This is a genomic window from Citrobacter sp. Cb004 (genome assembly GCF_030337065.1).
GTDB classification, from domain to species: Bacteria; Pseudomonadota; Gammaproteobacteria; order Enterobacterales; family Enterobacteriaceae; genus Citrobacter; species Citrobacter braakii.
In genome coordinates this window covers 50,487-77,178 of sequence record NZ_JAOWCH010000050.1, presented here as the reverse complement: position 1 = coordinate 77,178, position 26,692 = coordinate 50,487, and the positions used below count along the sequence as shown (strand labels likewise).

26 protein-coding genes are annotated in these 26,692 nt (G+C 52.8%); 18 read left to right on the top strand and 8 right to left on the bottom strand.

The features are described from left to right. Window positions 1–28 precede the first annotated feature (28 nt). Window positions 29–751, top strand: coding sequence for a dihydromonapterin reductase (folM, locus tag OGV65_RS08785; protein WP_049041460.1), 723 nt, complete (start codon window positions 29–31; stop codon window positions 749–751). Here the strand turns inward: folM and OGV65_RS08780 are convergent. Then, the gene (locus OGV65_RS08780) at window positions 748–1,083 is read right to left on the bottom strand and encodes a GlpM family protein (RefSeq protein ID WP_016153026.1); all 336 of its coding nucleotides are present in this window, start codon (window positions 1,081–1,083) and stop codon (window positions 748–750) included. The genes folM and OGV65_RS08780 overlap by 4 nt on opposite strands. Window positions 1,084–1,200: 117 nt before the next feature. Here OGV65_RS08780 and rstA point away from each other — a divergent pair, with 117 nt between their 5' ends. Next, window positions 1,201–1,944 (top strand): two-component system response regulator RstA, encoded by a 744-nt coding sequence (rstA, locus tag OGV65_RS08775; RefSeq protein ID WP_286454862.1) that lies wholly within the window; start codon window positions 1,201–1,203, stop codon window positions 1,942–1,944. Window positions 1,945–2,092: 148 nt separating this feature from the next. On the opposite strand, the gene OGV65_RS08770 is transcribed toward rstA, so the two are convergent. Both OGV65_RS08770 and OGV65_RS08765 read right to left on the bottom strand, forming a co-directional pair. Continuing rightward, entirely contained in the window at window positions 2,093–3,121 is a 1,029-nt protein-coding gene (locus OGV65_RS08770; protein WP_286454861.1) for a HoxN/HupN/NixA family nickel/cobalt transporter, read from the bottom strand. 120 nt (window positions 3,122–3,241) lie between these two features. Further along, window positions 3,242–4,081: an aminoglycoside phosphotransferase family protein gene (locus tag OGV65_RS08765; protein ID WP_049281806.1), complete on the bottom strand. Its 840-nt coding sequence runs from the start codon at window positions 4,079–4,081 to the stop codon at window positions 3,242–3,244. 190 nt (window positions 4,082–4,271) lie between these two features. Between OGV65_RS08765 and OGV65_RS08760 the strand changes: the two genes are divergently transcribed. Then, window positions 4,272–5,063 carry an MBL fold metallo-hydrolase gene (locus OGV65_RS08760; protein ID WP_286454860.1) on the top strand — a complete coding sequence of 264 codons (792 nt, stop codon included), beginning with the start codon at window positions 4,272–4,274 and terminating at the stop codon, window positions 5,061–5,063. 22 nt (window positions 5,064–5,085) lie between these two features. On the opposite strand, the gene OGV65_RS08755 is transcribed toward OGV65_RS08760, so the two are convergent. Then, the gene (locus OGV65_RS08755) at window positions 5,086–5,430 is read right to left on the bottom strand and encodes a DUF1294 domain-containing protein (RefSeq protein WP_049041453.1); all 345 of its coding nucleotides are present in this window, start codon (window positions 5,428–5,430) and stop codon (window positions 5,086–5,088) included. Between the two features lie 65 nt (window positions 5,431–5,495). Between OGV65_RS08755 and rstB the strand changes: the two genes are divergently transcribed. Beyond that, a complete protein-coding gene (gene rstB / locus OGV65_RS08750) occupies window positions 5,496–6,797 on the top strand; it encodes a two-component system sensor histidine kinase RstB (RefSeq protein ID WP_016153020.1) in 1,302 nt (433 codons plus the stop codon). A gap of 73 nt (window positions 6,798–6,870) precedes the next feature. Then, the gene (tus, locus tag OGV65_RS08745; protein WP_131405896.1) at window positions 6,871–7,800 is read left to right on the top strand and encodes a DNA replication terminus site-binding protein; all 930 of its coding nucleotides are present in this window, start codon (window positions 6,871–6,873) and stop codon (window positions 7,798–7,800) included. Here tus and fumC read toward each other — a convergent pair. Further along, window positions 7,797–9,200 (bottom strand): class II fumarate hydratase, encoded by a 1,404-nt coding sequence (gene fumC, locus OGV65_RS08740; RefSeq protein WP_016153018.1) that lies wholly within the window; start codon window positions 9,198–9,200, stop codon window positions 7,797–7,799. The two genes, tus and fumC, sit on opposite strands and share 4 nt — an antisense overlap. A gap of 141 nt (window positions 9,201–9,341) precedes the next feature. After that, window positions 9,342–10,988, bottom strand: a complete 1,647-nt coding sequence (fumB, locus tag OGV65_RS08735) for a class I fumarate hydratase (protein ID WP_279263288.1) — start codon at window positions 10,986–10,988, stop codon at window positions 9,342–9,344. A gap of 262 nt (window positions 10,989–11,250) precedes the next feature. Between fumB and manA the strand changes: the two genes are divergently transcribed. Together manA and OGV65_RS08725 are read left to right on the top strand one after the other, a co-directional pair. Next, window positions 11,251–12,426: a mannose-6-phosphate isomerase gene (gene manA, locus OGV65_RS08730; protein WP_286454858.1), complete on the top strand. Its 1,176-nt coding sequence runs from the start codon at window positions 11,251–11,253 to the stop codon at window positions 12,424–12,426. A gap of 106 nt (window positions 12,427–12,532) precedes the next feature. Further along, complete coding sequence (locus OGV65_RS08725) at window positions 12,533–14,041, top strand: YdgA family protein (RefSeq protein ID WP_279263289.1); 1,509 nt, start codon at window positions 12,533–12,535, stop codon at window positions 14,039–14,041. 45 nt (window positions 14,042–14,086) lie between these two features. Here the strand turns inward: OGV65_RS08725 and OGV65_RS08720 are convergent, their stop codons facing one another. Beyond that, the gene (locus tag OGV65_RS08720) at window positions 14,087–15,115 is read right to left on the bottom strand and encodes a Mal regulon transcriptional regulator MalI (protein ID WP_016153014.1); all 1,029 of its coding nucleotides are present in this window, start codon (window positions 15,113–15,115) and stop codon (window positions 14,087–14,089) included. A 169-nt stretch (window positions 15,116–15,284) separates the two neighbouring features. Between OGV65_RS08720 and malX the strand changes: the two genes are divergently transcribed. From malX to add, 3 genes are all read left to right on the top strand, one after another. Then, a complete protein-coding gene (malX, locus tag OGV65_RS08715; RefSeq protein ID WP_016153013.1) occupies window positions 15,285–16,877 on the top strand; it encodes a maltose/glucose-specific PTS transporter subunit IIBC in 1,593 nt (530 codons plus the stop codon). Between the two features lie 10 nt (window positions 16,878–16,887). Beyond that, window positions 16,888–18,060, top strand: a complete 1,173-nt coding sequence (locus OGV65_RS08710) for a MalY/PatB family protein (RefSeq protein ID WP_153690387.1) — start codon at window positions 16,888–16,890, stop codon at window positions 18,058–18,060. Window positions 18,061–18,160: 100 nt separating this feature from the next. Continuing rightward, window positions 18,161–19,162 carry an adenosine deaminase gene (gene add / locus OGV65_RS08705; RefSeq protein ID WP_279263291.1) on the top strand — a complete coding sequence of 334 codons (1,002 nt, stop codon included), beginning with the start codon at window positions 18,161–18,163 and terminating at the stop codon, window positions 19,160–19,162. 52 nt (window positions 19,163–19,214) lie between these two features. Here add and OGV65_RS08700 read toward each other — a convergent pair whose 3' ends face one another. Next, window positions 19,215–20,255 (bottom strand): oxidoreductase, encoded by a 1,041-nt coding sequence (locus OGV65_RS08700; protein ID WP_016153010.1) that lies wholly within the window; start codon window positions 20,253–20,255, stop codon window positions 19,215–19,217. 241 nt (window positions 20,256–20,496) lie between these two features. On the opposite strand from OGV65_RS08700, the gene blr reads away from it, so the two are divergent. The 8 genes from blr to rsxG all read left to right on the top strand — a co-directional run bounded on the left by blr (window position 20,497) and on the right by rsxG (window position 26,692). Then, entirely contained in the window at window positions 20,497–20,622 is a 126-nt protein-coding gene (gene blr, locus OGV65_RS08695) for a division septum protein Blr (protein WP_019076739.1), read from the top strand. A gap of 293 nt (window positions 20,623–20,915) precedes the next feature. Continuing rightward, window positions 20,916–21,131: a transcription modulator YdgT gene (gene ydgT / locus OGV65_RS08690; protein ID WP_003832804.1), complete on the top strand. Its 216-nt coding sequence runs from the start codon at window positions 20,916–20,918 to the stop codon at window positions 21,129–21,131. 91 nt (window positions 21,132–21,222) lie between these two features. Beyond that, on the top strand, window positions 21,223–21,663 hold the full coding sequence (locus OGV65_RS08685; RefSeq protein ID WP_016153009.1) for a DUF2569 domain-containing protein: 441 nt from the start codon (window positions 21,223–21,225) through the stop codon (window positions 21,661–21,663). 76 nt (window positions 21,664–21,739) lie between these two features. Further along, window positions 21,740–22,321 carry an electron transport complex subunit RsxA gene (gene rsxA, locus OGV65_RS08680; protein WP_003029144.1) on the top strand — a complete coding sequence of 194 codons (582 nt, stop codon included), beginning with the start codon at window positions 21,740–21,742 and terminating at the stop codon, window positions 22,319–22,321. Next, window positions 22,321–22,899 (top strand): electron transport complex subunit RsxB, encoded by a 579-nt coding sequence (rsxB, locus tag OGV65_RS08675; protein ID WP_006684670.1) that lies wholly within the window; start codon window positions 22,321–22,323, stop codon window positions 22,897–22,899. The genes rsxA and rsxB overlap by 1 nt, the downstream gene beginning before the upstream one ends. Next, complete coding sequence (gene rsxC, locus OGV65_RS08670; protein WP_286454856.1) at window positions 22,892–25,009, top strand: electron transport complex subunit RsxC; 2,118 nt, start codon at window positions 22,892–22,894, stop codon at window positions 25,007–25,009. The genes rsxB and rsxC overlap by 8 nt, the downstream gene beginning before the upstream one ends. Beyond that, window positions 25,010–26,062, top strand: a complete 1,053-nt coding sequence (gene rsxD / locus OGV65_RS08665) for an electron transport complex subunit RsxD (protein ID WP_016153007.1) — start codon at window positions 25,010–25,012, stop codon at window positions 26,060–26,062. A 9-nt stretch (window positions 26,063–26,071) separates the two neighbouring features. Next, on the top strand, window positions 26,072–26,692 hold the full coding sequence (rsxG, locus tag OGV65_RS08660) for an electron transport complex subunit RsxG (RefSeq protein WP_016153006.1): 621 nt from the start codon (window positions 26,072–26,074) through the stop codon (window positions 26,690–26,692).

Here is a 26,692-nt window from a genome sequence, read left to right as displayed (position 1 = left end):
CCATCGTTCGCGACACATGGAGATTACGATGGGTAAAAAGCCCCCTTTGCCAATTCTTATCACCGGAGGAGGTCGACGTATCGGCCTCGCCGTCGCATGGCACTTTATTAATCAAAAACAGCCAGTTATCGTTAGCTACCGCACGCATTATCCGGCTATTGATGGCCTGCGAGATGCGGGCGTGCTGTGTATCCAGGCTGATTTTTCCACCGATGAGGGCGTACTGGCCTTTGCGGATGAGGTCAAAGCACAGACGGATGGCCTGCGCGGTATTGTGCATAATGCCAGTGCCTGGCTTGCAGAAAAGCCCGGTGCGCCGTTAACCGAAGTGCTGTCAGCCATGATGCAGATTCACGTCAATACCCCCTACCTGCTCAACCACGCGCTGGAAGGATTGCTGCGCGGGCATGGACACGCGGCCAGCGATATTATCCATTTTACGGATTATGTTGTGGAGCGTGGCAGCGATAAGCACATCGCTTATGCAGCCAGCAAAGCGGCGCTGGACAACATGACCCGCTCGTTCGCGCGCAAACTGGCACCAGAAGTGAAAGTGAACGCGATTGCCCCCTCGCTAATCCTGTTTAACGAGGGTGACGATGCAGAGTATCGTCAGCAGGCATTGAACAAATCACTGATGAAAACAGCGCCGGGTGAAAAAGAGGTCATTGATTTAATTGACTATCTGTTGACCAGCTGTTTTGTCACCGGGCGTAGTTTTGCCCTTGATGGCGGGCGTCATCTGCGTTAGTGCAATTTAATCCAACAAAAAATAAGCAACCATGCGCTCAGGCCCCAGCACACCACTGAACCGCCGAGCGCAACGGGTAAGCGCATAAATCCGGTGAAATACCACAGCGAAACGAGGTAGACAAAATAGGGAATAATCGACCACATGCTGAAGACAATGGTTGTACGCAACGCTTCGATCCCACGTTCACTGGCCACGATATAGTGGGCAATCAACGCAAAGGTCGGGAACAACGGAATTAATCCGGCAATATAGTAGTTCTTTGTTTTCGCCAGCACACCAATCAACACCACCACCAGCGCACCGAGCGCCGCTTTTATAACGAGTCCCATCACTCTGCCTTAACACATCAATAACATCAGCCCCTAGCATAACGGAAGCGTTCTTGTTTAGAAAAGATTAATGGAAGGAAAAACCAGGGCGGTGTATGTTGGCGTTTTATATTCAAAATGAATGATATGAACACCATCGTATTTGTTGAAGATGATCCCGAAGTTGGCTCGCTGATTGCGGCCTATCTGGCCCGGCATGATATTGAGGTTATCGTTGAGCCTCGAGGCGATTTGGCTGAGGAGAAAATCCTGCAAGTTCAACCCGATTTGGTGTTATTAGATATCATGCTGCCGGGCAAAGATGGGATGACTATCTGCCGCGATTTGCGTGGACGCTGGCAGGGTCCAATTGTCCTGCTCACCTCGCTGGACAGCGATATGAACCATATCCTGGCGCTGGAAATGGGTGCCTGTGACTATATTCTGAAGACAACGCCGCCAGCAGTGCTGCTTGCTCGCCTGCGTCTGCATCTGCGCCAGAATGAACATTCAGTCCAGTCTAAAGGCATTCAGGCGGCAACCATCACGCCGCACACGACGCTGCGCTTTGGCACACTCACTATCGACCCAACCAATCGTTCCGTGCTGCTCGGCGGCGAGCAAGTCTCACTCTCCACCGCAGATTTTGAATTACTGTGGGAGCTGGCAACCCATGCCGGGAAAATTATGGACCGCGATGCGCTGCTGAAGAACCTGCGCGGCGTAAGTTATGACGGCATGGATCGCAGCGTTGATGTCGCGATTTCCCGGTTACGCAAAAAACTGCTCGATAACGCGACTGAACCCTATCGAATCAAAACGGTGCGCAACAAAGGTTATCTGTTCGCACCGCACGCCTGGGACGATGAGCCTCAAATGTAATCCCTCAGGGCCGACCATTATACGTTACACCGTCACTTATAATATCACCCAGATTTGGGTGATGAAGATGGTGTGTATCGTCACCGTGAATTAGTCAGACCTCAAGTAAGATCAAAGCCTTCCCTTTCACGGAAGGCTTTCTTTTGTGTCAACTAAACGTCAGCCCGTCGTATTTTTTCCAACGGTAATTTACTGCAGAAATAATCCAGCAGCCGATAAAGACGCCAATAATCGCAAACCCGACATTCCCCATATGGTCACTCAACTCGCTGACGGTATCCCACAAACCTCCCTGGAGCGAAAATGCGTCAGAGAGAAGCCCCAGCGCCTCCAGCCCGCCAATAAAAAGCGCAACAATTACCGAGGTCCCGGTGATGGTCATATTGTAATAGAGCTTACGCTGCGGCTTATTGAATGCCCATCCGTAGGCCTCAACCATCAGGATACTGTCGAGGCAGTCGATCAGCGCCATGCCGCAGGTAAACAGCGCCGGGAACACGAGAATTGACCACACCGACATGCCACTGGACGCGCTTGAAGCAGAAATTCCGAGCAGAGAAATTTCAGTAGCGGTATCAAAACCCAGGCCAAACAAAAAGCCGACAAAATACATATGCCAGTCTTTGCCTACCAGCCGAAACGCCGAGCGGAAAAGCCAGTTCAGCGGGCCTGAAACTGTCATTTCCTCTGTGGTGCCATCGTAAGTACCGGTGCGTTTTAGATGACGAAAAGCCTTCCAGACATGACAGAATATAACGAGATTAATGGTAGCCAGAATCAGCAGAAATACGGCAGAAACCGTGGTACCTATCAGACCGCCGACATTCTGAAACCATGTCATGTGTTGCTTAAACACGCTGGTGGTCAACGCAATGCCAATGCTTGCCAGTACCACAATGGTGGAATGCCCAAGGGAAAACCAGGCTCCCGTCGTCAGGGCGCGTTTTTTCTGCTGCATGAGTTTACGCGTAGCGCTATCTATCGCGGCGATATGATCGGCATCAACAGCATGGCGCAAACCATAGCACCACGCGATCAAACTAAGCGCCAGTAACGACGTGTTGTTGCTAAACGCGGTGAAAGCCCACAGCCACGCCACGATGTTTGCCCCGATGAGTAAGACCATCAACAAAATAATGTTCGGGCGTTTTTTTAAAAATGAAAACAATGCGTTCATTGCTCCCAGCCTGTCAAATTTGCGCTAGACAACACACCACACCGCCGTTCAATGATTGATTAATAAAACATTTACCAGGCTAATGATAACTCTAAATAATTACCAACCCAGTGTCGTAGATCAAAATTGATTACCCCCAAAAGCGAGTTCCGCGCTCGCTAACTCTGCGATGCGCAGGGGTATCGTGGCGCAGTCTCCTTCTTGCAGAAACCAGGCAGACGACAACCCACACCAGGCAATAATCCACATCAGCAAACGCTGCCGTTCAATCCTCGCGATTTCAGACACAATATTTACCCGTTGTGCGAATATTTCTGGCTCAATGGCGACAGGTTTGGTGGGGTCGGCAAGATCGGGATTAGTAAAAATATTGGCGTAATCAAAGCCACGCTCGCCCACCAGCCCTTTAGGATCGATAGCCAGCCATCCTTTCGTTCCGAAATCAAGAATATTGCCGTGGTGTAAGTCACCGTGCAATACGACTTCATTCTGGGGAGAGGAGAGCAATATGTTTGCCACCTCTGCACAATGCGTCAGGATGCCGCCATGCTTTTTCGCGGCAGGAGCCAGATCGCGAAACCAATAAAGTAGCGGTGTTAACGCAGGCGTTGACGCATTCCGTGGGAGATGGAGTCGACTGGCTGCATGGCAAATAATGCGACAGGCCTGCGCATCATTGCCAGACCAGGACATGTCCGCTAAAGACCCCGCCCCTGTTGCACGTTCTAACAGAATCGCCCCTGCTGCATGAGCAAGCACTTTCGCAGCACCATTCCCGTTCCACCAGACCATTAGTTCGCAGCCGTTCCGTTCACTGTCATCGTCGGTGAGTTTGAGTATGGCTTTCTGACCATCTTTGGTCACCACGGGCAAAAGCTGTGATGTGTGCGTCTCAAGCGGTTGGCCATCAGGAGTAAGTCCCCAACGGCTGAGCCAGGTGTTGAACAGACTATTTTCCAAACATTAACCTCATTTTTCGCCGGAAATGCCCCTCGACGGGGGCGGTGTAGACATTATTCCTGCTTTCTGCTGGTTGGGCCACAACGACTCACGCCCACAATACCTGGCTTATCGTGTAGAGCACTAAAGTGCACACCCTTGCGTATCGGTGTGCCATGCTGACTGTGTTTTTTCAATAGAGGAAGACACGATGATCACGTTATGCAAAGCCTGTGGAACATCCTATGAGGTTGCAGACGCCCTTCCTGAACATTGCGATATCTGCCAGGACGAACGTCAGTATATCCCCGCGACCGGACAGGAATGGGTCGATTTTGCCGCACTTTGTGCTTCGCACACAAATAAGTGGCGGCAACATGACAGCACCCTCCTCAGCATCCGCACCGTTCCTGGTTTTGCAATTGATCAACGGGCGTTTATTCTGCGTACTCCGGAAGGCAATATTTTATGGGACTGCATTGCCACGCTCGACGACGCCACAAAAATGCTAATAACGTCCCTGGGCGGGCTTAAGGCCATCGCGATTTCGCATCCTCATTACTACACCACCATGCAAGACTGGGCTGACGAATTTAACGCTCCCATTTATCTCCATGCCAACGACCGCAAGTGGGTAATGCGCGACAGCCCGTGGATTAAATTTTGGGATGGCGACACCCTGGAACTAACACGCGACGTCAGTGTGATACGCCTCGGCGGACACTTTGCTGGCGGCTGCGTTCTGCACTGGGCGCGAGATGAAGGCGTGGTGCTTTCCGGCGATATCGTTCAGGTCACCCCTGGGGCGCATGCCGTCTCCTTTATGTGGAGCTACCCCAATATGTTGCCATTGCCAGCCGCAACGGTCAGCGACATTACCCACCGCCTGAGTACGGTGAAATTTAAGCAACTTTATGGCGCGTTTGAAGGGAAAGACATAACGAAAAATGCCGATGACATCGTGCAGCGCTCAGGTGAAAAGTACGTTTCCTGTCTCAAGTAAGCAGGCTGCCTGTCACTGACGTTCACCAGGATGAAATGGGATAGAAATGATAGGCCGCTCCGATGACAGACACATTCACTATCACACTGATAATAAAGTAGGTTTTGAATGGCTGTTTTTGTGTTTTATGGCGAAAGAGTTGTTGAGCGGCTATCGCGCCACCCCACCCGCCAACAACGCCAAACAGCAGCAAAGTGGACTCCGGCACTCGGCGCCAGGCCCTGCGCGCTGCCATTTTATCCGCACCGTACATTGCCAACGTCAGTATGTTGGCGAGCAAAAACCATATAACAAAGGGATGCGAGGTGAAAATGCAGCCTAACGCTGCGAAAATGAGTAGTAAATAACAACAGCGATTGAAATTCATATTTTTATATCACAGCAATTTTGAGAGTATCGGTGAGCATTATATTATGTATTCGGTGATTTTTTATGAAGAAGCTGTTTGTACAGTTTTATCTCCTGCTGTTTGTCTGCTTTCTGGTGATGACCCTGCTGGTCGGCCTGGTCTATAAATTCACCGCAGAGCGCGCAGGCAGACAATCCCTCGACGATTTAATGAAAAGCTCGTTATACCTGATGCGCAGCGAGCTTCGCGAGATCCCGCCACGTGACTGGGGTAAAACGCTGAAGGAGATGGATTTGAACCTCTCCTTTGACCTGCGCGTTGAACCGTTAAATAAGTACACGCTGGACGTTCAAACAATGCAACGTTTGCGCGAAGGCGATATCGTGGCGCTTGACGATCAGTACACATTTATTCAACGGATCCCACGCAGCCATTACGTGCTGGCCGTCGGCCCGCTTCCCTATCTCTATTTTCTCCATCAAATGCGCTTGCTGGACATCGCGTTGATGGCGTTTATTGCTATCTCGCTGGCCTTTCCGGTACTTATCTGGATGCGACCGCACTGGCAGGAAATGCTGCGACTGGAAGCTGCTGCACAGCGTTTTGGGGAAGGACATCTGGGCGAACGCCTCCATTTTGACAGCGGTTCCAGCTTTGAGCGATTGGGTATCGCGTTTAACCAGATGGCAGACAATATCAATGCGCTAATCGCCAGTAAGAAACAACTTATCGATGGCATTGCCCATGAGCTTCGTACCCCACTGGTACGCTTACGTTACCGGCTGGAAATGAGTGATAACCTCACCGCGCAGGAATCCCAGGCACTAAATCGCGATATTGGCCAACTGGAAGGGTTAATCGAAGAATTACTGACCTATGCCCGGCTGGACCGCCCGCAAAATGAACTGAAGCTCAGCGTCCCGGACCTGGCCGTTTGGCTGACAACCCATCTGGAGGATGTGCAAAGCGTAAATCCTGAGCGTGCGGTGCGCTTACGCCATCTTAATATTGGCGACTACGGCGCGCTGGATATGCGCCTGATGGAGCGCGTACTGGATAATCTACTGAATAACGCCCTGCGCTATTGCCAGTCTACGGTGCAAGCGAGCCTGTTATTGAATGGCAATCAGGCGACGCTGGTTGTGGAAGATGACGGTCCCGGTATTGCTCCAGACGCCCGCGAACAGGTTTTTGAACCGTTTGTACGCCTTGACCCCAGCCGTGACCGGGCGACCGGTGGTTGCGGGCTTGGGCTAGCCATTGTTCACTCGATCGCATTGGCTATGGGCGGTACGGTCGTCTGTGATGAAAGTGAACTCGGCGGCGCCCGCTTTTGTTTCAGTTGGCCCGTCTGGCATAACATTCCTGAAATTTCAGCTGCCTGACCCATTCGGCTCGGTGGTCAAATAGTGGAGCTTGTGCTATAAAAAAGTATGTTGTAACTAAAATGGTAAGTCTATGGCCCGTTACGATCTCGTCGACCGCCTGAACGGCACCTTCCGCCAGATGGAGCAAGAGCTGGCGCTTCTGAACGACAATCTGTTGCAGCAGACGCTGCTGATTGCGCGCGTCTTCTCGTTACCGGAAGTGGTCAAAGAGGCAGAGCATGCCCCACTGCAGAACATTGATGTTAAGCAGCATTTAGGTAAAGAGGCTGAAACGCTGGCGCTACGCCACTATCGTCATCTGTTTATCCAGCAACAGTCCGAGAATCGTAGCAGCAAAGCGGCCGTCCGCCTGCCAGGCGTACTGTGTTATCAGGTAGATAACGCAGCTCAGCGCGCTCTGGAAGAGCAAATACAGCGTATTAACCAGCTAAAAACCACCTTCGAGCGCATTGTCACGGTGGAATCAGGGCTGGCACCGGCAGCGCGTTTTGAATGGGTGCATCGCCACCTGCCGGGACTGATTACGCTGAATGCCTATCGTACGCTCACCCTTGTCAGAGAGCCTGCCACCCTGCGATTTGGCTGGGCCAACAAACACATTATTAAAAATCTGAAACGCGATGAAGTACTACAGCAACTGGAAAAAAGCCTGACGTCGCCGCGCAGCGTACATCCCTGGACGCGGGAAGAGTGGCAGGCGAAACTTGAACGGGAATATCAGGATGTCGCCGCCCTGGGCCAGCAGGCGCGCCTGAAGATTAAACGGCCGGTAAAAGTGCAGCCCATCGCCCGCGTCTGGTACAAAGGAGAACAAAAGCAGGTGCAATATGCCTGCCCGACGCCCTTGATCGCGTTGCTCAACAATGAAAACGGCATGACCGTACCAGATATCGGCGAGTTACTGAATTATGATGCCGACAATGTTCAGCATCGTTTTAAACCTCAGGCGCAGCCGTTGAGATTGATTATTCCCCGGCTGCACCTGTACGTTGCGGATTAACTGCCTGGCCGCATACTGCCAACCATCAGTTCCGGGCGTACCCAGCTGTCAAACTCCGCTTCGGTTAGATACCCCAGCGCCAGGGCAGAGGCTTTTAACGTCAGCCCCTCTTTGTGCGCCTTTTTGGCAATTTCAGCGGCTTTATCATAACCGATATGGGTATTGAGCGCGGTCACCAGCATTAGCGACTCGTTGAGCAGTTGATCGATTCGTTCACGATTGGGCTCGATCCCTGTCGCGCAGTGCTCGTTAAAGCTTTCCATACCGTCAGCCAGCAGACGCACCGACTGCAGGAAATTGTGGATGACCATCGGACGGTAAACGTTGAGCTCAAAATTACCTGACGCTCCGCCCATGTTGATGGCGACATCGTTGCCCATTACCTGACAGCAAAGCATGGTCAGCGCTTCACACTGGGTAGGATTGACCTTACCCGGCATAATGGAGCTGCCCGGTTCATTTTCTGGAATCGAAATTTCGCCAATCCCGCAACGCGGACCGGATGCCAGCCAGCGCACATCGTTGGCGATTTTCATCAGCGACGCCGCCAGCCCTTTTAGCGCGCCGTGGGCGTGAACCAGAGCATCGCAGGTGGCTAGCGCTTCAAATTTATTCGGTGCGGTAACGAACGGCGCACAGGTAATGTCCCGCAATTCATCCGCGACCCGACGGGCATATTCCGGGTGCGTGTTCAGTCCGGTCCCTACCGCGGTTCCTCCCAGCGCCAGTTCCGCCACGTGGGGTAAGCTGTTTTCAATGTGTCTGAGGTTATGTTCAAGCATTGCCACCCAGCCGGAAATCTCCTGGCCAAGCGTAAGCGGGGTTGCATCTTGCAGATGTGTACGACCAATTTTGACGATATCCGCGAAAGCGTGTGATTTATCACTGAGCGTTTTGGTTAACACATTTAACTGCGGGATCAGTGAGTTACGCAGCGCCAGCAGCGCGGCAACGTGCATTGCGGTCGGGAACACATCATTCGAGCTTTGGCTTTTATTAACATCATCGTTGGGGTGAACTTTCCGTTCCATCCCCCGCACGCCGCCCAGCAACTCGCTGGCCCGGTTTGCCAGCACCTCGTTCATGTTCATATTGCTTTGCGTACCTGACCCGGTTTGCCAGATGGCCAGCGGAAACTCATCGCGGTGTTTATCCGCCAACACCTCATCTGCGGCCTGCATAATAGCCCTGGCTTTATCCTCCGCCAGCAGCCCGAGATCCTGGTTAACCTTTGCTGCGGCGCGTTTCGTCAGCGCCAGCGCATGGATCAGCGAGACCGGCATTTTCTCCGTAGAGATACGAAAATGCTCCAGCGAACGTTGGGTTTGCGCGCCCCAAAGCTTATCGGCTGGAACATCAATCGCCCCCATTGAATCATTCTCGCGGCGTACCGTTACCATTACCTGCTCCTTACATTAACAATTGATTAGGTTATGTTTCGACATTGCCCATTTGCATTGGTCTTATGAGTATTAACGAGGATTAATCTGTCGTTTGGTGGTTCGTGCGGTAAAAAAAACCGCCCCGAAGGGCGGCTGACGTTACTTAACGCAGCGTGCGCACTGCGACGTCTGAATCTGCTTGAAGAAATCGTTGCCTTTGTCATCCACCAGGATAAACGCCGGGAAATCTTCCACTTCGATTTTCCAGATGGCTTCCATCCCCAGTTCAGGGTATTCCACACACTCCAGACTCTTGATACTGCCCTGGGCCAGCACCGCTGCCGGGCCGCCGATGCTGCCTAAGTAGAAGCCGCCATGCTTATGACAGGCATCGGTCACCTGCTGGCTGCGGTTGCCTTTTGCCAGCATGATCATGCTGCCACCTGCGGACTGAAGCTGGTCAACATACGAATCCATACGCCCTGCCGTGGTTGGTCCAAGCGAACCAGAGGCATAGCCTTCCGGCGTTTTTGCCGGGCCAGCGTAATAGATCGGATGATCTTTAACATACTGCGGCAAACTTTCGCCGTTATCCAGCCGTTCTTTCAGTTTCGCATGCGCAATATCACGGCCAACAATGATGGTACCGTTAAGCGACAGACGTGTAGAAACCGGGTACTGCGACAACTGAGCCAGGATCTCTTTCATCGGACGATTGAGGTCAACGCGTACCGCTTCGCCTTCTCCCACCTGGCGCAACTCTTCTGGTATATATTTGCCAGGATTATGCTCCAGTTTTTCGATCCAGATACCTTCACGGTTGATCTTAGCTTTGATATTTCGATCGGCTGAGCAAGAAACGCCCATACCAACCGGACACGACGCACCGTGACGCGGCAGGCGGATCACGCGGATATCATGAGCGAAGTACTTCCCGCCGAACTGAGCGCCCAGCCCCAGATTCTGTGCCTCAATCAGCAGCTCTTTTTCCAGCTCCACATCGCGGAATGCCTGACCATGTTCGTTACCTTCGGTCGGCAGCTCATCGTAATATTTAGCCGACGCCAGTTTCACCGTTTTCAGCGTGGCTTCCGCTGACGTTCCACCGATCACGAACGCAATGTGATACGGCGGACAGGCCGCAGTTCCCAGCGTTCGCATCTTCTCAACCAGGTAATTTTTTAATTTGCCCGGCGTGAGCAGCGCTTTGGTCTCCTGGTACAGATAGGTTTTGTTCGCCGAACCACCGCCTTTAGCAATACACAGGAATTTGTATTCATCGCCATCGACGGTATACAAATCTATCTGTGCCGGCAGGTTGGTACCGGTGTTCACCTCTTTATACATATCCAGCGCGGCGTTTTGTGAATAGCGCAGGTTGTCTTCGATGTAGGTGTTATACACACCGCGCGCCAGTGCAGCTTCATCACCGCCGCCGGTCCAGACGCGCTGACCTTTTTTACCCACGATAATCGCGGTGCCGGTGTCCTGACAGGTCGGCAAAATACCTTTTGCCGCAATATCAGAGTTACGCAGGAATTGCAGGGCCACATATTTGTCGTTTTCGCTGGCCTCCGGGTCACGCAGAATGTCGGCCACCTGCTGCTGATGCGCAGGACGCAGCATAAACGAGGCATCATGGAAGGCCTGACGAGCCAGCAGCGTTAAGGCTTGCGGCGCGACTTTAACAATCTCCTGCCCTTCAAATTCGGCAACGGAGACATGGTCACTGGTCAGCAGATAGTATTCGGTATCATCCTTTTTGAGGGGGAAAGGATGCTGATAATGAAAGGGTTTGTTTGACATTGTGCTCTCACTTACTGCTCGGTCTGGTTATTCTCTGGGCAGATGTTCCATTGCCCTGCTTCCCTGCCGCAGGTCGGGTTGTAGAAGGAAAGGCTTTCTGCAACCGGAATTACTCAGGGTATTAAAAGCGAGTCACCACATCCTACACAATTTTTTAACAAAAACTGAGACAAGTACGACTTTTTACATGTGCAGGTTACTTCGCTCAGGGTTTCTTGGTTTAATAGCCGTAGAAAATTCCACATTGAAACAGGGCTTGAGAATGCAAAAACTCATCAACTCAGTGCAGAACTACGCCTGGGGAAGTAAAACTGCGTTAACGGAACTTTATGGGATTGCCAACCCCACTCAGCAACCGATGGCTGAGCTGTGGATGGGCGCGCATCCGAAAAGCAGTTCGCAGGTTCTGAACGCTGACGGCCAGACGCTCGCTCTGCGTGATGTCATCGAACACGATAAATCCGCACTGTTAGGCGATGCTGTTGCGAAACGCTTTGGTGAACTGCCTTTCCTGTTTAAAGTGCTGTGCGCCGCGCAACCTCTTTCGATTCAGGTTCATCCTAACAAGCACAACTCTGAAATCGGATTTGCCAAAGAAAACGCGGCGGGGATCCCGATGGATGCCGCCGAGCGCAATTACAAAGATCCTAACCACAAACCGGAACTGGTTTTTGCTTTGACACCGTTCCTGGCGATGAACGCATTCCGCGAGTTCTCTGACATTGTCGCATTGTTACAACCAGTGTCCGCCGCGCATCCGGCTATTGCGCATTTCCTGCAGGAACCGAGTGCGGAACGTCTGAGCTATCTTTTCGCCAGCTTGCTGAATATGCAGGATGAGGAGAAATCCCATGCGCTGGCGATCCTGAAATCGGCGCTGAACAGCCAGCAGGGTGAACCGTGGCAAACCATTCGCCTGATCGCCGATTTCTATCCGAATGACAGCGGGCTCTTCTCCCCGCTGCTGCTCAATGTGGTGAAGCTCAATCCTAGCGAAGCGATGTTCTTATTTGCCGAAACCCCACACGCCTACCTGCAAGGTGTGGCGCTGGAGGTAATGGCTAACTCGGACAACGTGCTGCGCGCCGGACTGACGCCAAAATACATTGATATCCCGGAGCTGGTCGCCAACGTTAAGTTTGTCGCCAAGCCAGCCAATCAGTTGCTGACCACGCCAGTTAAGACTGACAGCGAACTGGACTTCCCCATTCCGGTCGACGATTTCGCGTTCTCCTTGCATGAACTGACCGCCAATGGCGCAGATATCAGCCAGCAAAGTGCGGCCATTTTGTTCTGCATCGAAGGTGAAGCCGTGCTGAGCAAGGGCGAGCAGCGTCTGGTGCTGCAGCCGGGTGAGTCGGCCTTTATTAGCGCGAATGAATCGCCGGTAAACGTCAGCGGCACGGGCCGTTTAGCTCGGGTTTATAACAAGCTGTAGCAAGATACTGATATTTTTAACAACTCTTGCTAAGCTGTAGTGAGTTAAAGACATGTCACTCCTCCAGGCGTCTTCAAACGCCTGGTTTTATTTTATGGATATCAAAATGAAAAAATCGCTGGTAGCTGCGGGTGTGGTGGTTGCACTGGGTATCGTCTGGACGGGCGGCGCCTGGTACACAGGAAAGAAACTCGAAACGCATCTCGCCGAGATGGTGACGCAGGCAAACGATCAGTTAAAACGCTACTCCCCAGAGGCGGGCATTGAACTGAGTTATCAAAACTACCAGCGCGGCGTGTTCAATAGCCAACTGCAGTTGGTGGTGAAACCTGTCGCCGGTCAGGCAGATTCCTGGCTGAAACCGGGACAAAGCATCGTCCTGAATGAAACCGTGGATCACGGTCCTTTCCCGCTGGCTCAGCTGAAATCACTGAATCTTGTTCCGGCAATGGCCTCCGTGAAAACGACGCTGGTCAATAACGACGTGACGAAGCCGCTGTTTGATATTGCCAAAGGTGAGACGCCATTCATCATTAATTCCCGTATTGGCTACAGTGGGGATACCCGTTCCGCTCTCTCCCTCAAACCGCTGAACTACGAGAAAGGCGACGAAAAAGTGGCCTTTAGCGGCGGGGAGTTCCAGTTTACGGCTGATAAAGAGGGTAATGCGGTGTCGCTGACTGGCGAGGCGCAAAGTGGCCTGGTTAATGCCGTCAATGAGTATGATCAGAAAGTACAAGTTACTTTCAATAACCTGAAAACTGAAGGTTCCAGCAGTATTGCAAGCTTTGGTGAGCGCATCGGCGATCAGAAATTGTCCCTCGAAAAACTGTCGATTTCAGTCGAGGGCAAAGAGCTGGCGGTGCTGGAAGGCATGGGTATCGATGGCAAATCCGATCTGATTAACGATGGCAAAACCGTCAACAGCCAGTTGGATTACACCCTGAACAGCCTTAAATTGCAGGGCCAGGATATGGGGAGCGGTAAGCTGACGTTGAAAGTTGGCCAGATTGACGGTGAAGCACTGCACCAGTTCAGCCAGCAGTACAGCGCCCAAACCAAAGCGCTGATGGCGCAGATTGATGTGGTGCAAAATCCTGAGCTTTATCAGCAGAAAGTCACCGAAGCCTTCTTTAATGCGCTACCGATTCTGATGAAAGGCGAACCGGTTGTCACCATTGCTCCACTGAGCTGGAAGAATGCAAAAGGTGAAACCACATTTAATCTGTCACTGCTGCTAAAAGATCCGACCGCAAACACGGTGGAGCCGCAAACGCTGGCCCAGGAAGTGGATCGTTCCGTCAAATCGCTGGATGCGAAACTGACCATCCCTGTCGATATGGCGACTGAGTTCATGACGCAAATTGCCAAACTGGAAGGATATCAGCAGGAAGAAGCGGCTGGTCTGGCGAAGCAACAGGTTAATGGCCTGGCGGCGATGGGGCAGATGTTCCGCATTACGACTTTGCAGGACAACGTTATCGGCACCAGCCTGCAATACGCAAACGGCCAGGTGACGCTGAACGGACAAAAAATGCCGCTGGATGAGTTTGTTGGTATGTTCGGTATGCCTTCTCTTACACAGCCGGATGCCCCTGCCATCCCGCAACAATAATCACTCGTCAGTGACAGGCCCGATAACAGTGTTTATCGGGCTTTTTTATTTCGCCGCCACCAGACGAGCGGAAAGCGTCAGATTGCGTGAATGACCTTCATCGTGGGCAATGCGTTGTAGCATACGTTCAGCAAGGGTGTATCCCATTTCACGCGCGGGCGAACAGGCCCAGGTAATCGGGATATCGTCCAACGCGTTTTCCGCCACATCAGCGAATCCGGCCAACGATATTTGCTGTTCGAAATAGCGATCGACACCAATTTCACCACTCTGACGTCCTGCTCTCATCAGGCCAAACCAGGCGCCTATGGCGATTATTTCGTTGTAGCACACCACCGCGCTGATCGTGGGATTGCGGCGTAACAGCGCCGTTACCTCTTCTGCGGCCTGCTTCTGGCTGGATGAGCACTCCAACACCCAGTCGCTATGAAACGGTAAACCATATTTTAGTAACGTTGCACAATAACCGCCGACGCGCTCTGCGCGAGTCAATGAAGAACTCTGCCCGCCCAGCCAGGCAATACGCTGGTGTCCGTGGCGGATAAGATGTTCAACCAGTAACTGTGCAGCCTGCATGTTATCGGGCCTGACGGTGTCTGCGTCATCCATGTAGCTGGCGCGTGATGCAAATACCACCGGGATCCCTTTGTCAGCGGCCAACTGTTGCAGTGCATCACTGCTACCGGCGGCCCCGGCAATGACCACGCCATCCACCCCCTGGTTGAGTAACATCGCGAAACGCTGCGCCAGCTGCTCCCCATCTTTACCGCCGTGCAGTAAGAAGACCATGCGCCCCTGCGCTTCTAACGCTTCCGTCAGACCCGCCGTCAGCTCGGCGTAAAACGGCGTTGAAAGATCGCGTACAATCAAACCAACTACTCCGCTCTGCCCGCCGCGCAGCGCTGATGCCTGGCGGTTACGCACAAACCCCAGTTGCTCAATAGCAGCATTCACCCGCTCCCCGGTCGCTGATGAAATTCGCCCTTTTCCACTGAGCACCAATGAGACGGTGCTGACCGAAACCCCCGCAGCCAGCGCAACATCATGGATGGTTATTTTTTTGGCTATAGCCATAAAAACAGAAAACTCCCTGATAACGTGACAGATAAAACGTTTTATCAATCACTTATATTTATACCCCCTATTATCGTTCGATAATGTGATTTATACCGCACTAAAATTAGGTAAAACGTTTTATCTTCTCGCCATCATTAGTCAGCTAGCCTTTACAAGGAGTCGTTTGATGACGGCGAGAACCACACCAAAAATAACGTTATGGGAATTTTTCCAGCAGTTGGGCAAAACCTTTATGCTGCCTGTAGCGCTGCTCTCATTTTGCGGGATCATGTTGGGGATCGGCAGCTCGTTGAGCAGCCATGATGTCTTAACGCTGATCCCGGCGTTGGGGAATCCGGTGCTTCAGGCCATCTTTACCTGGATGAGTAAAGTTGGCTCATTTGCGTTTAGCTTCCTGCCAGTCATGTTCTGTATTGCCATTCCTCTGGGCCTGGCGCGCGAGAACAAAGGCGTTGCGGCGTTTGCCGGTTTTGTTGGTTATGCGGTCATGAACCTCGCCGTCAATTTCTGGTTAACCGCCAAAGGTATCTTACCCACCACAGATGCGGCGATCCTGAAAGCCAACAACGTGCAAAACATTCTGGGGATCCAGTCGATCGACACCGGGATCCTCGGTGCCGTTATTGCCGGGATCATTGTCTGGATGCTGCATGAACGCTTCCACAACATTCGTTTGCCGGATGCGCTGGCGTTTTTCGGTGGTACGCGCTTTGTGCCTATCATCTCCTCGGTGGTGATGGGATTGGTCGGGCTGGTCATTCCCCTGATTTGGCCAGTTTTCGCCATGGGCATTACCGGACTCGGTCACATCATCAATAGCGCGGGGGAATTTGGTCCTATGCTGTTTGGTACCGGTGAGCGTCTGTTGCTGCCTTTTGGCCTGCACCATATTCTGGTGGCACTCATTCGCTTCACCGAAGCTGGCGGCACACAGGAAGTCTGCGGCCATAGCGTGAGCGGCGCACTGACTATTTTCCAGGCTCAACTGAGCTGCCCGACAACGCAAGGTTTCTCTGAAAGCGCAACACGCTTCCTGTCCCAGGGTAAAATGCCGGCGTTCCTCGGCGGTTTACCGGGTGCGGCATTAGCCATGTACCACTGCGCACGCCCTGAAAATCGTCATAAAATTAAAGGGTTATTAATTTCTGGCCTGATTGCCTGTGTCATCGGCGGTACAACTGAACCACTCGAGTTCTTATTCCTGTTCGTCGCTCCGGTTCTGTATGTAATCCACGCCCTGCTAACCGGTCTTGGCTTCACCGTGATGGCGGTGCTTGGCGTCACTATCGGTAACACTGACGGTAACCTGATTGACTTCGTGGTGTTCGGCATCCTGCACGGATTGTCCACCAAGTGGTACCTGGTCCCTGTTGTCGCGGCTATCTGGTTTGCGGTGTACTACGTGATCTTCCGCTTCGCCATCACGCGTTTCAATTTGAAGACGCCGGGCCGTGAAGTCGAAATTGCCAGCAATATCGAAAAAGTAATGGCCGGAGCGCCGGGTAAATCAGGTTACAACGTCCCTGCTATTCTGGCGGCGCTGGGCGGCGCGGAAAACATTGTCAGCCTGGATAATTGCATCACCCGTCTGCGCTTGTCGGTGAAAGATATGTCGCTTGTTAACGTACAGGCTCTGAAGGACAATCGTGCCATTGGCGTAGTACAACTCAATCAGCATAACCTTCAGGTCGTTATCGGTCCGCAGGTCCAGTCAGTGAAAGACGAGATCGCGGTTCTGATGAACACCGTACAGGCTTAAGGACAACAATATGTTTGATTTTTCAAAGGTTGTGGACAGGCACGGTACCTGGTGTACTCAGTGGGATTACGTTGCCGACCGTTTTGGTTCAGCCGACCTGCTGCCATTCACCATCTCCGATATGGATTTTGCCACCGCACCTTGCATTCTGGAGGCGCTGACTCAGCGCCTGTCACATGGCGTGTTGGGTTACAGCCGCTGGAAAAACGATGAGTTTCTGGCGGCGATAAGCCATTGGTTTCTTTCGCGGCATAACACTCAAATAGATCCTCAGTCGCTGGTATATGGCCCCTCGGTCATCTATATGGTGTCGGAGTTGATCCGCCAGTGGTCATCCGTGGGCGATGCGGTGGTTATCCATACTCCGGCGTACGATGCGTTTTACAAAGCGATTGAAGGTAATCAGCGCCAGGTACACGCAGTCGGACTGGAAAAACGCGCCGACGGCTGGTTTTGCGACATGGTTGCGCTGGAGAAAGCCCTGTCTCGACCTGAAAGCAAAATTCTTCTGCTTTGCAGCCCACAAAACCCAACGGGCAAAGTGTGGACGCGCGACGAGCTGGAAACCATGGCAGAACTGTGTCAGCGCCATGGTGTAAAAGTCATCTCCGATGAGATTCATATGGATATGGTATGGTCAGACCGGCCGCACATCCCGTGGAGTAACGTCGCGCGTGGCAGTTGGGCACTGCTCACTTCCGGCTCAAAGAGTTTTAATATTCCGGCATTAACCGGGGCTTACGGACTCATTGAAGATGCTCAAAGCCGCAACGATTACCTCAGCGCGTTAAAAGGCCGCGATGGTCTTTCCTCGCCTGCGGTGCTGGCGCTTAGCGCACATATTGCCGCTTATCAACAGGGTGCAAGTTGGCTTGATGCGCTGCGCGATTATCTTGCCAGCAATCTGCATTACGTTGCGCGTGAGCTTAATGCCGCATTCCCCGAACTCAACTGGCAGATTCCGCAATCCACCTATCTGGCATGGATTGACCTGCGTCCGCTCAATATTGATGACCATGCCTTGCAGGATGCTCTCATCCACCAGCAGAAAGTCGCTATCATGCCGGGATACACCTACGGAGAAGAAGGTCGCGGTTTTGTACGCCTCAATGCCGGATGCCCAAGATCCAAGCTTGAAAAAGGCGTTCAGGGGCTGATTAACGCCATCCGTTCTGTACGCTAATTAAGTTTGCGCAATGAAATTATTCATTGCGCAACATAGCTTTTTATCCCGATTTTTTCATATAATACGACGCACTTTACCTAAATACACGAGTGCGACCATGATTGATACTTCCCTCCCCCTGACCGACGTCCATCGCCACCTTGATGGTAACATCCGTGCCCAAACGATCCTGGATCTGGGTCGTCAGTTCAATTTAACGCTTCCGGCACAAACGCTGGAAACGCTGATCCCTCATGTGCAAGTCACATCAACTGAGCCGGATTTAGTGAGCTTTTTATCCAAGCTCGACTGGGGCGTGAAGGTACTGGCCTCTCTGGATGCGTGTCGCCGCGTGGCATTTGAGAATATTGAGGATGCAGCACGTAACGGCCTGCACTATGTAGAATTACGTTTTTCACCCGGCTATATGGCGATGGCGCATCAGCTCCCGGTTGCGGGCGTGGTTGAAGCCGTCATTGCCGGCGTACGCGAGGGCTGCAAGACCTTTGGCGTCGAAGCTCGCTTAATTGGCATTATGAGCCGTACCTTCGGCGAGGCCGCCTGCCTGCAGGAACTGGATGCGCTGTTAGCCCACCGTGACCATATTACGGCACTGGATCTGGCTGGTGACGAACTGGGTTTCCCGGGCAGTCTGTTCCTGTCGCATTTCAATCAGGCGCGCGACGCCGGCTGGCGTATTACCGTACATGCGGGCGAAGCCGCGGGCCCAGAAAGTATCTGGCAGGCCATTAAAGAGCTGGGCGCAGAACGTATTGGTCACGGCGTAAAAGCCGTTGAAGACCGTGCGTTGATGGATTACCTCGCCGAACACCGTATCGGCATCGAATCCTGCCTGACATCGAACATTCAGACCAGCACCGTCGCCTCTCTGGCAACCCACCCGCTGAAAACATTCCTTGAGCATGGCGTTGTAGCCAGCTTGAATACGGACGATCCGGCGGTACAGGGTGTGGATATTATTCACGAGTACACCATTGCCGCGCCAGCAGCAGGACTCACGCGCGAACAGATCCGTCAGGCGCAAATCAACGGCCTGGAAATGGCATTTCTGAGTAACGAAGAAAAACGTGCCCTGCGCGAGAAAGTCGCGGCAGCGTGACGGTTAAAGTGCCGGATGAGATGCTGAGCATCGCCATCCGGCATTTGCCTAATCAGGCAAGGCACAGCGTCGAGCGATGTTTCGCCGATTCAAGACCCAGCTCAATCAGCTCCATGATTTGAATAGCTTGTCTCGCCGGTACCGGGTTTTCACCATGACCATTTAGCGCATCACGAATGCCAGCATAGTACGCCGGGTAATTACCCGGTACAGTCAGCCAGGTCTCTTCAACCTGCTCTTCGCCTTCTATTCGCGTCAACACGCCATCGCGCATGTCGTAACCCCAGTCTTCCTGAGGCAGTCGCTCGCCATTTTTCAGGCGCTCTTCCTGCGGGTCAAGACCATACTTCACATAGCTGCCACGCGATCCGTGCACGATATAACGGGCCGACTCAGCGGCAGCGAGCATGGTGCCGTGCAGAATCACACGACGCTGCGGGTAAGTCAGGATGGCATGGAAGTAATCCGTCGCTTGCGCACCTGGGCGAAGCTGAGCCAGGTCTACCGTCATGCTGACGGGCAAACCAAACAGGTTAATTGCCTGATCCAGAAGATGCGGTGCTAAATCATACCAGATGCCGCTTCCCGGCCCCCCCTGTTCACGCCAGCGGTCACGAACCTGCGGGCGGAATCGATCGAAATGGGATTCGAAATACGCCACCTCCCCCAAAACGCCATCCGCCAGCAGGGCTTTCAACGTCAGAAAATCACTGTCCCAGCGGCGGTTATGGAAAACGGACAGCACGCGACCAAGGCTACGTGCCAACGCATCGAGTTCGCGTGCTTGTGACAGTGTCACGGTAAAAGGCTTATCAACAACCACATGTTTGCCCGCTTCCAGCGCAGCCTTCGCTAACGGGAAGTGAGTGTCATTAGGCGTGGGGATCACAATCAGGTCGATATTCGGATCGTTAAAAAGGTGTTTAGGCTCAGCAACAACCGCCACCGTTGGCCAGTCTGCCTTCACTTTTGCTTCATCACTACTGGAAACCGCAGCCAGTTCGAGGCCCGGTGTGCCCACAATCAGGGGGGCATGGAAGGTTTTACTGGCGTAACCATAGCCAATTAGCCCAACGCGGATGTTGTCACTCATGTTTTAGCCTCTCAATTCAGGACTGACCTATTTCACACCATACCCTGCAACGTCTCAATAGTTTAATAACCATTGCGCTACAAAGGTTGTTTATTAACTTAAGTCAAACATATGCCACTTATGCTTAACTTGCAGCGAAAAAGAGGGAGAAATCGTTCCCAATTATCTTGCTGTATTATTGAGAGATTAGTAACATTTGCAGCCTGTGTTTATGGATAAATCAAAGCAAATGTCATCAGTAATGAATCGTCTTATTGAATTAGCAGGTTGGATTGTTCTCACCGTCTCTGTGATCCTGCTGGGTGTTGCCAATCATATTGACAATTACCAGCCACCGGAGCCCGTTGCTGCTGTGCAGAAGAAATAAGCATCTGCAGTCCCTTATAACCCGGCAATTAACATCGAGTAACGGCAGGGTTTGGCTGCAAAAGATCGAATTTTGTCAAAAAAAGAGAATAATGCCGCATCCCACTCCGGTGCATATTGCCTGCTGTAGCGAAGCGCGTTACCCTTACCGCAGGTGCGCATAGCGCCTGTTTTTCCACAGGTATGAACACTCTTCTCACTTTTGCGCGTCAATCCGCTTTTACCTGTGCAGGTTGTTTATTATTTATATTTACTACTCCGTTGGTATTATTTTATTAATATGGATTTCCATTTATGACTGTTCAGGATTACTTATTAAAATTCCGCAAAATCAGTTCACTCGAAAGTCTGGAAAAACTGTTCGACCATCTTAACTACACGCTCACCGACGATAGCGACATTATCAATATGTATCGCGCTGCAGACCATCGCCGTGCCGAGCTTATCTCAGGAGGTCGTCTGTTTGATGTTGGTCAGGTACCCAAATCAGTCTGGCATTACGTGCAATAAAGAAGAAAGTAGCGCTCAACGTTAAAAGCTTTATAATAATTGCCCCAAAATGAATGGCATGTTTGATTGCGCGTGTAAACCTGGAGAAGAGATGACTACCACACCGGCACAACGTATCGGGGGCTGGCTACTTGGGCCACTGGCCTGGCTGTTAGTCGCATTGTTGAGCGCTTCGCTGGCGTTATTACTTTATGTCACTGCGCTGGCTACACCGCAAACCTTCCAAACGCTGGGTGCGCAAAGTACGGCAAATTTGCTGTTATGGGGCGTCTCTTTTATTACCGCGATTGCCATGTGGTATTACACGCTGTGGCTGACGATTGCGTTTTTCAAACGCAGAGCCTGTGTGCCTAAGCATTATATTCTATGGCTGCTGATCTCCGTGTTACTGGCGATTAAAGCGTTTGCGTTTTCACCGGTTCCGGACGCCTTTGCCGTGCGCCAACTGCTGTTCCCATTGCTGGCTGCAGCACTGCTGGTGCCCTATTTCAAACGCTCGCAACGCGTTAAATCGACGTTTGTGAATCCGTAATAACCCTACAGTTAACCTGTTGTCGCCTGTTGTAGATTGTCAGATAATAGGCGGCTTTTTTATTTCAGGCCGAAAAATGACTGATTACCTGCTGCTGTTTGTCGGAACTGTACTGGTCAATAACTTTGTACTGGTCAAGTTTCTGGGGCTCTGCCCGTTTATGGGCGTTTCTAAAAAACTGGAAACCGCAATGGGTATGGGCCTTGCCACGACGTTTGTCATGACACTGGCATCCATCTGCGCATGGCTGATTGACACCTGGATCCTCATTCCACTCAATCTCATCTATCTGCGCACGTTGGCTTTTATTCTGGTCATCGCCGTCGTCGTGCAATTTACCGAGATGGTTGTACGCAAAACCAGCCCTGCACTTTACCGCCTGTTGGGGATCTTCCTACCGCTGATCACCACTAACTGCGCGGTATTAGGCGTGGCGTTACTGAATATCAATCTCGGTCATAACTTTTTACAGTCGGCGCTATACGGTTTTTCCGCCGCCGTCGGCTTCTCACTGGTGATGGTACTGTTCGCCGCGATCCGCGAACGCCTCGCCGTGGCGGACGTGCCTGCTCCGTTTCGCGGTAATGCGATTGCGCTGATTACCGCTGGTTTAATGTCATTGGCCTTTATGGGCTTTAGTGGTTTGGTGAAGTTGTAATGAATGCTATCTGGATTGCCGTTGCCGCAGTGAGTCTACTGGGTCTGGCTTTCGGCGCTATTTTGGGTTACGCCTCACGACGTTTTGCCGTCGAAGATGATCCTGTCGTGGAGAAAATTGATGAAATTCTCCCGCAAAGCCAGTGTGGACAATGCGGCTATCCGGGCTGTCATCCTTACGCTGAAGCGATCGGCTCCCAGGGCGAAAAAATCAACCGTTGCGCACCCGGTGGCGAAGCGGTGATGTTAAAAATTGCCGCCCTGCTGAACGTCGACCCGCAGCCGATTGATGGTGATGAACACGATGTTACCCCCGTGCGTATGCTGGCGGTCATTGATGAAAATAACTGTATCGGTTGTACAAAGTGCATTCAGGCCTGCCCGGTTGATGCGATCGTGGGCGCGACCCGCGCCATGCACACGGTGATGAGCGATCTCTGCACCGGGTGCAACCTGTGCGTTGACCCGTGCCCGACGCAATGTATCGAATTACGCCCGGTGGCCGAGACACCTGATAGCTGGAAATGGGATTTAAACACCATCCCTGTGCGCATCATTCCCGTGGAACAACATGTTTAAGTTATTCTCTGCATTCAGAAAAAACAAAATCTGGGACTTTGATGGCGGCATTCATCCACCAGAAATGAAGACCCAGTCGAACGGTACGCCGCTGCGACAGGTTCCGCTGGCGCCACGCTTTGTTATTCCGCTGAAACAACATATTGGCGCGGAGGGTGAGCTGTGCGTAAACGTAGGCGACACCGTGCTGCGTGGTCAGGCGTTAACCCTTGGGCGTGGTAAAATGCTTCCGGTACATGCGCCAACGTCAGGCACCGTTGTTGCTATTGCGCCGCATTCTACTGCACATCCATCGGCATTAGCTGAGCTGAGCGTTATTATTGATGCCGATGGCGAAGATCGCTGGATTGAGCGAGACGGCTGGGCCGATTACCGTTCCCGCAGCCGGGAAGAGCTGATCGCACGTATTCACCAGTTCGGCGTCGCCGGACTGGGTGGCGCGGGTTTTCCCACCGGCGTTAAGCTGCAGGGCGGCGGAGATAAAATTGAAACGCTGATAATTAACGCTGCTGAATGCGAGCCGTACATTACGGCTGATGACCGCCTGATGCAGGACTGCGCGGCGCAGGTCGTCGAAGGTATCCGCATCCTGGCGCATATTCTTCAGCCACGCGAAATTCTACTGGGCATTGAAGATAACAAGCCACAGGCAATTTCCATGCTGCGCGCGGTGCTGGCTGATTCACACGATATCAGCTTACGCGTGATCCCCACCAAGTACCCGTCAGGCGGGGCCAAACAGTTAACGCAAATCCTGACCGGCAAGCAGGTTCCCCACGGGGGACGCTCCTCAGATATCGGCGTGCTGATGCAAAACGTTGGAACCGCCTACGCGATTAAACGTGCGGTGATTGACGGAGAACCGATTACCGAGCGTGTCGTGACGCTGACCGGCGAAGCCGTCAGCCGTCCGGGCAACGTCTGGGCGCGTTTAGGCACGCCGGTTCGTCATCTGCTCAACGACGCGGGCTTCTGCCCTTCCGCCGACCAGATGGTGATTATGGGCGGGCCGCTGATGGGCTTTACGCTGCCGTGGCTGGATGTACCGGTGGTGAAGATAACCAACTGTCTTCTGGCGCCCTCTGCCAGTGAAATGGGAGAAACGCCGGAAGAGAAAGGCTGCATTCGCTGTAGCGCATGCGCCGATGCCTGTCCGGCCGATCTCCTGCCGCAACAGCTTTATTGGTTCAGTAAAGGGCAGCAGCACGACAAAGCAACGGCGCACAATATCGCGGACTGCATTGAATGCGGTGCCTGCGCCTGGGTATGCCCAAGCAATATTCCACTGGTGCAGTATTTCCGTCAGGAAAAAGCCGAGATTTATGCCATTAGTCTGGAAGAAAAACGTGCCGCTGAAGCGAAAGCGCGATTTGAAGCCCGACAGGCGCGACTCGAACGTGAAAAAGCAGCACGTCTTGAACGTCACAAAAGCGCTGCCGTTCAGCCTGCGGCTAAAGATCATGATGCCATTGCCGCCGCGCTGGCTCGCGTAAAAGAAAAGCAGGCTCAGGCAATGCAGCCGGTAGTCATTCAGGCTGGCGAAAAACCTGACAATAGTGCCGTGATTGCCGCACGCGAGGCGCGTAAGGCGCAAGCTCGCGCAACCCGGATGGAAAACCCTCCCCAAACAGGAGGCAGCAGTACAGAGGTCGATCCGCGTAAAGCTGCCGTGGAAGCGGCAATCGCTCGTGCCAAAGCCCGCAAGCTTGAGCAGGAAACCGTAACGGAAACAGCCGAACCGGTCGACCCGCGTAAAGCCGCCGTGGAAGCGGCTATCGCCCGCGCCAAAGCTCGCAAGCTCGAGCAGCAGACGGTTACGGAAACGGTCGAACCGGTGGATCCGCGTAAAGCCGCCGTGGAAGCGGCTATCGCCCGCGCCAAAGCCCGCAAGCTCGAACAGCAGGCGGTTACGGAAACGGTCGAACCGGTGGATCCGCGTAAAGCCGCCGTGGAAGCGGCTATTGCCCGCGCCAAAGCCCGCAAGCTCGAGCAGCAGACGGTTACGGGAACAGTCGAACCGGTGGATCCGCGTAAAGCCGCCGTCGCGGCCGCTATTGCACGCGCTCAGGCAAAGAAAGCCGCCCAGCAGCAGGTTGTAAACGAGGAATAAATGGTATTCAGAATAGCAAGCTCCCCTTATACCCATAACCAGCGCCAGACATCGCGTATCATGATGCTGGTGTTACTGGCTGCATTGCCGGGGATCGCCGCTCAGCTGTGGTTCTTTGGCTGGGGTACGTTGTTCCAGATAGTTCTGGCCGCCATCAGCGCTATCGCCGCCGAAGCGGTCGTGCTTAAACTGCGCAAACAACCCATTGTCGCGATTTTAAAAGACAACTCCGCATTGCTCACCGGGTTACTGCTGGCCGTGAGTATTCCCCCGCTCGCCCCGTGGTGGATGGTAGTTTTAGGCACGGTATTCGCCGTTATCATTGCTAAACAGCTGTATGGCGGCCTCGGTCAGAACCCGTTTAACCCCGCCATGATTGGTTACGTGGTGCTGCTTATCTCATTCCCGGTACAGATGACAAGCTGGCTGCCGCCGCATGAAATTGCGGCGACTGTGCCTGGTTTTTTTGACGCCCTGAACGTTATCTTTAGCGGACATACCGCCAGCGGCGGGGATATGAACACGCTGCGTATGGGTATTGATGGTATCAGTCAGGCAACACCTCTCGATACCTTTAAGACTTCGCTGCATGCGGGACGTACTGTTGAGCAGGTGATGCAATACCCAATCTACAGCGGCATGCTTGCAGGCGCTGGCTGGCAGTGGGTTAACCTTGCCTGGCTGGTGGGCGGCGTCGTGTTGCTATGGCAGAAAGCGATTCGCTGGCATATCCCGGTTAGCTTCCTGCTGTCGCTCGCCGTTTGTGCCACTTTAGGCTGGATTTTCTCGCCAGATTCGCTGGCATCGCCTCAGTTGCACCTACTTTCCGGCGCGACCATGCTGGGTGCATTCTTTATTCTTACCGATCCCGTTACAGCATCAACAACCAACCGTGGCCGCCTGATTTTTGGCGCACTTGCGGGCCTGTTAGTGTGGTTGATTCGCAGTTTTGGCGGTTATCCTGATGGCGTGGCTTTTGCCGTATTGCTGGCAAATATCACGGTTCCCCTGATTGATTATTACACCCGCCCTCGCGTGTACGGACATCGCTAAGGACTCCCTATGCTGAAAACGATTCGTAAACACGGTATTACTCTGGCACTGTTTGCAGCGGGCTCGACGGGGTTAACCGCGGCAATCAATCAATTAACCAAGTCCACCATTGATGAACAAGCCGCGCTGCAGCAAAAAACGCTGTTCGATCAGGTTCTGCCAGGCGATCGCTACAATAATAACTTGTCCGAAAGTTGTTATCTGGTCGATGCGCAGGCGTTGGGCAAAGGCACTCACCGAGTGTATATTGCCCGCCAGGACGATCGTCCCGTTGCAGCAATTCTTGAAGCTACGGCGCCAGATGGTTATTCCGGGGCTATTCAACTGCTGGTTGGTGTCGATTTTTCGGGTACCGTGTTGGGTACGCGGGTGACCGAACATCATGAAACGCCAGGGCTGGGCGATAAAATCGAACTGCGACTGTCCGACTGGATCACCCACTTTAGCGGCAAAACGATCGCTGCGGGTAACGACGCTCACTGGGCGGTGAAAAAAGACGGCGGCGACTTTGACCAGTTTACTGGCGCAACCATTACGCCGCGTGCGGTAGTTAATGCAGTAAAACGCGCCGGTTTGTATGCGCAGACGCTGCCCGCGCAACTTCCTCAACTTAGCGCCTGTGGAGAATAA